Raw genomic sequence first — 6083 nt, forward strand, 5'->3', positions numbered from 1 at the left:
GGGTCGAGGCTGTGTCAAAACGCGGAATCTAGTAATCTGGTTGGGTCAGTACGGACTGGAGGGATCGCGATGAAGCGGTTTGTCCAAGGCCAGGAGCGCAGCCAAGGCACCTTGTTCCCGGTCTGCCTCGACGAGTACGTCAGTGACGACAATCCGGTGCGGGTGATCGACGTCTTTGTCGAGGAACTCGACTTGCATGCCCTGGGGTTCGAGAGTGTCATCCCACAGGCGACGGGCCGCCCGGCCTACCATCCGGCGGCCCTGCTCAAGATCTACATCTATGGCTATCTCAACCGCATCCCGTCCAGCCGCCGCCTCGAGCAGGAGACCGGCCGCAACCTTGAGCTGATGTGGCTCACCGGCCAGCTTCAGCCGGATCACAAGACCATCGCCCGCTTCCGCAAGGACAATGGACCGGCCATTCGGGCCGTGTGCCGCCAGTTCGTCGGGCTGTGCCGCACGCTCAACCTGTTCTCGCAGGCGGTGGTGGCCATCGACGGCTCCAAGTTCAAGGCGGTCAACGCGCGGGACAAGAACTTCACGCCGGCCAAGCTCGCCAAGCGCATCGAGCAGGTGGAGGCCAGCATCGCACACTATCTGTCCGCCCTCGACACGGCCGATCGGCAGGAGAGCGAGCTGGCGCAGGTGAAGGCCGGGCGGATCAAGGACAAGATCGCGGCGCTCAGAGAGCAGATGCAGCAGTTCCGGGAGCTGGAGCAGCAGGTGCTGGCGGCTCCCGACCAGCAGATCTCGCTCACTGATCCGGACGCGCGGGCGATGACCAACCGGGGCATCGGCACGGGCATCGTCGGCTACAACGTTCAGGCCGCGGTGGATGTCCAGCACCACCTGATCGTCGCACATGAGGTCACCAACAGCGGCTCGGATCGGGGCCAGTTATCGGTGATGGGCCAGCAGGCGCAGGGTGCCATGGGCACGCCGAGCCTGGAGGCTCTGGCGGACAGAGGCTACTACAAGGGCGAGGACATCCTGGCCTGCGAGAGAGCTGGGATCACGCCCTATGTGCCCAAGACCCTCAACTCGAGCGCCAAGGCTGACGGACGCTTCGGCAAGCAGGACTTCGTCTATCATCCCGAGGATGACACCTATCGCTGTCCCGCCGGAGAGCGCCTGACGCGACGATGCTCCACCATCGAGCATGGGATGCTGCTGCATCTCTACTGGACCAGCTGCTGCCAAACCTGTGCGCTCAAAGATCAGTGTACGCCCGGCAAGGAGCGCCGGGTCAGACGCTGGGAGCATGAGGATGTGCTCGATGCGATGCAGGAGCGGCTCGATCGGGCCCCGGAGACGCCGCGTCTGCGGCGGCAGACGGTGGAGCATCCGTTTGGAACGATCAAGGCCTGGATGGGTGCTACGCACTTCCTGACCCGGACCTTGGAGCGGGTGCGCACCGAGATGAGCCTGCACGTGCTCGCCTATAACCTGAAGCGGGTTCTGGCGATCCTCGGACCAGGGCCGCTGCTGGCAGCAATCCAGTCCTGAGGGGGCATCGCTCTAGGCACCCAAGCTGATCACGATGGCTGGGACACCAGCAAGAATGACATCCAGCCTTGTCGATGAGCCAAACGGCCGTTGTCACCTGCGCTCCAGCCGATCAGAGGATCACAGAGGTGAGCTCACTCGGTCCCGATCTGCGTTTTGACACAGCCTCGGTCAGGCAGTGAAATTGGTTCACTGCCAGGAACGTCCGATGTTCCGGTCCAAAGCGGACGTTCGTCCCCCGTCCGGAACGTGCCAATGTGAGACCTTCCTGGTGTGGAGACCGCTGCGTCCTATACCCGTCTATGACATACGGCAAAACTTCGCGGAGGGCCGTTTATGAAACGGCCAAGCATTGCGGAAACAACCGGGATGGGACTATCTGCGCTGACCTGTTCCCATCGCCCACATCTCCGAACCACGAATCGTTCGTGGCGTGTGGACGAAACGTACATACGTGTGAAGGGGAAGCGGGCTTATCTATACCGTGCCCTTGATGCTGCCGGACAGACCATTGCTTTTCTGCTCCCAGCCAGGCGGGATGTCGCTGCCGCCCGGCGGTTCTGCCGGAGGGCGCTGAAGCAGCCTCACACGGTTAATCCGCGAACTATCACCGTCGACAAGAATGCAGCAAAGTAGTTTGGCTCAAATGGCTTATTAGAATCCTGAATTGAAGGTTAACAGACCCAGAGCCATGCAGAGAGTTAGGAGCAGGAGAAGGGCCGCACGAATGTCCATACGGAAAATCTAGGGCATTCTTTCCTTTGTGATAGTGAATTGCTCTACACCCATTGTCGTATTTGTCAGAGGAAGGACTTGGGTCTGACATGGCGGATGAGACATAAGGCACCTGCCCAAATGATCAAAGCTCCTCGAGTCCGGTACAATCCAAGTAGGGGAGCCCCGAGCCTCAAACAAAAACTGCTTGTGAGGCTTGGCGTCCCGGAACACTCCTTCCAACGAGGTCAGGCCGACGAGCCTCATGGGCCGGATCTGGCAGATGGACGGTTGAGGCGCTGCTTCATGTCCTTGCCAGTCTTGAAATGAGGGACAGCCTTCTCCGAGACGGGAACCGCCTCACCGGTGCGAGGATTGCGGCCCATGCGGGCGTCGCGCTTCTTCACCACAAAGGTACCGAATCCGCGAAGCTCAACCCGGTCTCCTCGCGCTAGTGCATCCGCAATGGTGCCGAGGATCGCATTCACGATGTGCTCAATGTCACGCTGATATAGATGCGGATTCTGCTCAGAAAGCTTGAGAACCAATTCAGATTTAAGCATTTACTGTCTAGGCAATTGATTGAATTCAACTTTCGGGAGGGGTGCCAGAGGACGGAAAGGCTGTCAAGCAACAGGTTATTACCGCCACCCAATGCGCTACCCGGCCTATCTGGATTGACGGGGTTGATCACCGGCTTGAACTCTTAAGCGCCATGCACATTCAGTGTGCCACGGGCGAGCCATTTCTTGATCAGGTGCCACTGCTCTGCCGCTGGCTCAGGATCTCGGCAGACAAGTGGCACAGTGATGTCGGCTGATGACTCCGACTCTGTACCGTTCCTGAACATGTATGTTGGCGATCATTCAAATGCTGGGGTTTAGGTTCGCAACTGTGAAGGGTTGGTTCATTCGACAGCCAACACCAAAACAGAGAACTGCAAATGCGCTTTACGATCGTTCCCGCCATTCTTGTTGCTGCTGCTCTCGTGACCTCGCAGGCTGGTGCTACGGAGACTTCCGTGAAGACCCAGGCGCAGACCGGCATCCAGGCGGGAGATACCAAGGCCGGGGCTCAGGCTGGCGCGGACCTCAAGGCGTCCTCGAATACTCCAGCGGCGGTGACGGGTGCAGTGACCAATGCGAAGGGTAAGGCCGATGCCGCGACCGATGCCGCGGCAGCCAAAGTGAAGGATCAAAAGCTGCCTCTGAAGGCGCAGGGCAGTGGTCAGGCAGGCGGATCTGTTGGCACCCGCTAGTCCGGTGCGGGATAGGCAATTGTCTGCCTATCTCAACGCCTGATCTGAAGATGACCCCGTTCGGCTCTACCCCGGGCGGGGTTTTCTCATGGCGAGATGAGCCTAGATGGCGCACATGGATATACGCGCCGCAATCCTCCTTCTCTTCACCCTCTGCCTCGCACTTGGTCTGCTGGCTTTCGTCAGTTTTCCCGTCGTTGCGAAAGCATTCCGAGTCGACACAGCCGTATTGCACAACACCCGTGTTGATGGGCAGATATGGTCTTCGCAATGAACTGCCTCAAAGGAGCGTGCAGTGCCGCAGAAGAGCCAAAGGGTATTTGAATCAGAGCGGTCGATTGCCTGGCGGAACATGATGGTTGCGGCAATCAATGCGGGTCTTGATCAAGGCCTCTTCACATTGGAACCTCAAGGTAACTTCTGGCCTCATGCTGATCAGGACTTTCGCCCTGCCGATGCAATGAATAAGGGTGCGGTGTATCGGTTTGAGCTCGCAGGTATACCAGCAGCCGCATGGGTCGGCGATGCCGGATTTGATGAACTGTCGATTCATATCGCCCTATGGCCTTCGCAGGAATCCGGCAAGTGGCTGATGCGTAACGATGCCGGGTTCGAGGCTGGCGAGGCCTTCGCAACAGGATGGCTCGAACGGCGGAACGGCGCTTGGCTCCAGTTCAACGGAGGACATCCCTTGCTATCCTGCCGCACCAATAGGCTCCAGACCATCACAAGCGCTCAGGTCGAACCGACAGGATATCGAGACCACGGCGCGGTTATGATGTGAGCAGAGGTTCCGTTCCGTAAGGTCCGCTCTGCGAATTAGGGGCGCCGTCTCAGCCAGTTTCGGATTGCGGCAACGCCGCCAAACACGATTGCGCCTCCCACCATGAAAGCGCGCATTCGCGGCAAGAAATGGTTCCAGAGCGCCTCGTCCGGGGTCAGATCCGAATGGTCGTGGAGAAAGTGGACGAGGGGCGCGAGGAGAATGGCGATGATGGCGCCTGTCAGTGCCGAGAGCAGTACGTTCCACCGTTTCTCTGACCTTTGTCTCTTTGTCATACTGCGCCGGCTAGCCGATTACGTCCCGCTGGGCCATGGCTCTACGCTTTTGACCCAACCGGGGATTTTACGAAACTGTGGGGCTGTGAGGATGACGCTTAGGACCAGTCTCTGAACCGACTGGCCTTGCGGGCCTGGACCTTCACATCCTCGATGAACCTGCCCAGGTCCATGGCGTGCACATCGCTATAAAGCAGCCAGATTTCCTCGCCTCGCAGGCCCATGCTCTCAATGTCTAAAAGGATCAATGCACCGGTGAACGGATCGTCCACGATCCGTCCCAGAACACAGGCTGCGCCTACGTTGCCAGCAGCGAGCTTTCCGGCCGCTCTGGCCAGAGTGTCCGAGGCATCGAGCATCTCGGGCTCGTTGTCCTTGGTGGGAGCGGGGGCGAACATTATTAGACAACTTCGAAAGTGCGGGGATAAGCGCGTCCATCGTCGGTTTCGCCTCTGCCCGCGAGGCGACAGAGCGTCCCGCCTTCCATGTTGGGTGTTCCCCGAACTTCGAGGGAGTACTGAGAACAGGAAGTCAGGAACGAAGTTTGGGAGTGGGCGGCGTCTGTCCTGACACGGCCATGAGCGTCTTCACCACCACCTTCATCAAGTCCTCACGGCTGGTGGGCTTTTCGAGCCAAGGTGCCCTCCGAAGTACGGCAGGCATACTCTCGCACCGAGGGTATCCGGAATAGATCAAGAAGGGGATTGCCTGTCTCTTCAATTCCCGTGCCAGCTCTGTCGCCGGACCATCCTTGAGCATGAAGTCGACAATGGCGACGTCAGCCGTGTTGGCCTCCAGCCAGACGCGTGCCTCGGTCGTGGAGCCAACGGTCTGCACGACCATGCCGGCCTCCTCAAGATAGGTCTCGATCGACATGGCAATGAGCGCCTGATCCTCAATGACAAGGCAGCAGGGCTGATCGGTCATTTCTATGCTCATTAGCTCACCGCTAAAGGAGAGCCGAGAAGCCGGCATTCACCTCAGTTGAGCTGCGCGGCTTCAGGCGCGCGCGTAAAAGAACTCCCTCGTCAGAGACATCCGGCGAGGGAGCGTTCACTATGGCTAAGGACCTCATTGTCCTAAGTCGCGGACTGATAAGGAGGGAGGGCGTTGTCACGTTAACTGCCGCCAAGCGCTTTAAGGCCAATTTGCCCGCCAGACAGGCTCAAGCAGCAATGTTGGCCGCGGACTTCCATTCCGCCATGGCGGTGAGGCGGTGAAGATGGGTGGCATGGGCGGAGCGGCGGGAACGTGGCGGAACAAAGAGGTTGCGGACAGCAGAGAACACGCTGACAAATCTCTGTAGGTCTCCCGGCGCGCGAAAGCCCTGCATCACCCGCTCTCGCTTTCGCAACGGAACATGCGAATTCTCGGCCCTGTTATTCAGGCCCTTATGCGACCAGTGATCGACCCCTGGCATAACCTCTCGCTTGGCGGCTCCGTAAGAGCCGAGTTTATCGGTGATGATGCGCTTGGGTGCCACGCCCTGCTTCTTCAGTAGACGCTTCAGCAAGCGCTTGGCGGCCTTGGTGTCACGGCGTGTCTG

The 6083-nt window shown here is 59.2% G+C and carries 8 protein-coding genes and 1 pseudogene; 4 read left to right on the top strand and 5 right to left on the bottom strand.

What is annotated here, in order from left to right:
* Window positions 1–69 precede the first annotated feature (69 nt).
* Window positions 70–1506 (top strand): IS1182 family transposase, encoded by a 1437-nt coding sequence (locus DDF70_RS34950; protein ID WP_114947838.1) that lies wholly within the window; start codon window positions 70–72, stop codon window positions 1504–1506.
* A gap of 399 nt (window positions 1507–1905) precedes the next feature.
* Window positions 1906–2136 (top strand): annotated as a pseudogene (locus DDF70_RS38560) (DDE-type integrase/transposase/recombinase); the annotation flags it as partial.
* A gap of 347 nt (window positions 2137–2483) precedes the next feature.
* On the opposite strand, the gene DDF70_RS34960 reads toward DDF70_RS38560, so the two are convergent.
* On the bottom strand, window positions 2484–2783 hold the full coding sequence (locus DDF70_RS34960; RefSeq protein ID WP_114949103.1) for an integration host factor subunit beta: 300 nt from the start codon (window positions 2781–2783) through the stop codon (window positions 2484–2486).
* A 380-nt stretch (window positions 2784–3163) separates the two neighbouring features.
* On the opposite strand from DDF70_RS34960, the gene DDF70_RS34970 reads away from it, so the two are divergent.
* The gene (locus tag DDF70_RS34970) at window positions 3164–3478 is read left to right on the top strand and encodes a hypothetical protein (protein WP_114949105.1); all 315 of its coding nucleotides are present in this window, start codon (window positions 3164–3166) and stop codon (window positions 3476–3478) included.
* A 295-nt stretch (window positions 3479–3773) separates the two neighbouring features.
* The gene (locus DDF70_RS34975) at window positions 3774–4262 is read left to right on the top strand and encodes a hypothetical protein (RefSeq protein WP_114949106.1); all 489 of its coding nucleotides are present in this window, start codon (window positions 3774–3776) and stop codon (window positions 4260–4262) included.
* Between the two features lie 35 nt (window positions 4263–4297).
* On the opposite strand, the gene DDF70_RS34980 is transcribed toward DDF70_RS34975, so the two are convergent.
* The 4 genes from DDF70_RS34980 to DDF70_RS34995 all read right to left on the bottom strand — a co-directional run.
* Window positions 4298–4537, bottom strand: a complete 240-nt coding sequence (locus DDF70_RS34980; protein ID WP_114949107.1) for a hypothetical protein — start codon at window positions 4535–4537, stop codon at window positions 4298–4300.
* A 98-nt stretch (window positions 4538–4635) separates the two neighbouring features.
* Window positions 4636–4935 (bottom strand): hypothetical protein, encoded by a 300-nt coding sequence (locus DDF70_RS34985; protein WP_114949108.1) that lies wholly within the window; start codon window positions 4933–4935, stop codon window positions 4636–4638.
* 133 nt (window positions 4936–5068) lie between these two features.
* The gene (locus DDF70_RS34990) at window positions 5069–5464 is read right to left on the bottom strand and encodes a response regulator (protein ID WP_162820893.1); all 396 of its coding nucleotides are present in this window, start codon (window positions 5462–5464) and stop codon (window positions 5069–5071) included.
* A gap of 238 nt (window positions 5465–5702) precedes the next feature.
* Window positions 5703–6083, bottom strand: a 381-nt coding sequence (locus tag DDF70_RS34995) for a DDE-type integrase/transposase/recombinase (protein ID WP_162820894.1), incomplete at its 5' end; no start/stop codon positions are given.

The sequence above is a fragment of the Microvirga calopogonii genome (assembly GCF_003347665.1).
Lineage (GTDB): Bacteria > Pseudomonadota > Alphaproteobacteria > Rhizobiales > Beijerinckiaceae > Microvirga > Microvirga calopogonii.

What these genes read in the sequence shown, in the direction of transcription:
- DDF70_RS34950 (WP_114947838.1), top strand. Translation starts at nt 70, where the DNA reads ATGAAGCGGTTTGTCCAAGGCCAGGAGCGCAGCCAAGGCACCTTGTTC.
- DDF70_RS34960 (WP_114949103.1), bottom strand. Translation starts at nt 2,783, where the DNA reads ATGCTTAAATCTGAATTGGTTCTCAAGCTTTCTGAGCAGAATCCGCAT.
- DDF70_RS34970 (WP_114949105.1), top strand. Translation starts at nt 3,164, where the DNA reads ATGCGCTTTACGATCGTTCCCGCCATTCTTGTTGCTGCTGCTCTCGTG.
- DDF70_RS34980 (WP_114949107.1), bottom strand. Translation starts at nt 4,537, where the DNA reads ATGACAAAGAGACAAAGGTCAGAGAAACGGTGGAACGTACTGCTCTCG.
- DDF70_RS34985 (WP_114949108.1), bottom strand. Translation starts at nt 4,935, where the DNA reads ATGTTCGCCCCCGCTCCCACCAAGGACAACGAGCCCGAGATGCTCGAT.
- DDF70_RS34990 (WP_162820893.1), bottom strand. Translation starts at nt 5,464, where the DNA reads ATGACCGATCAGCCCTGCTGCCTTGTCATTGAGGATCAGGCGCTCATT.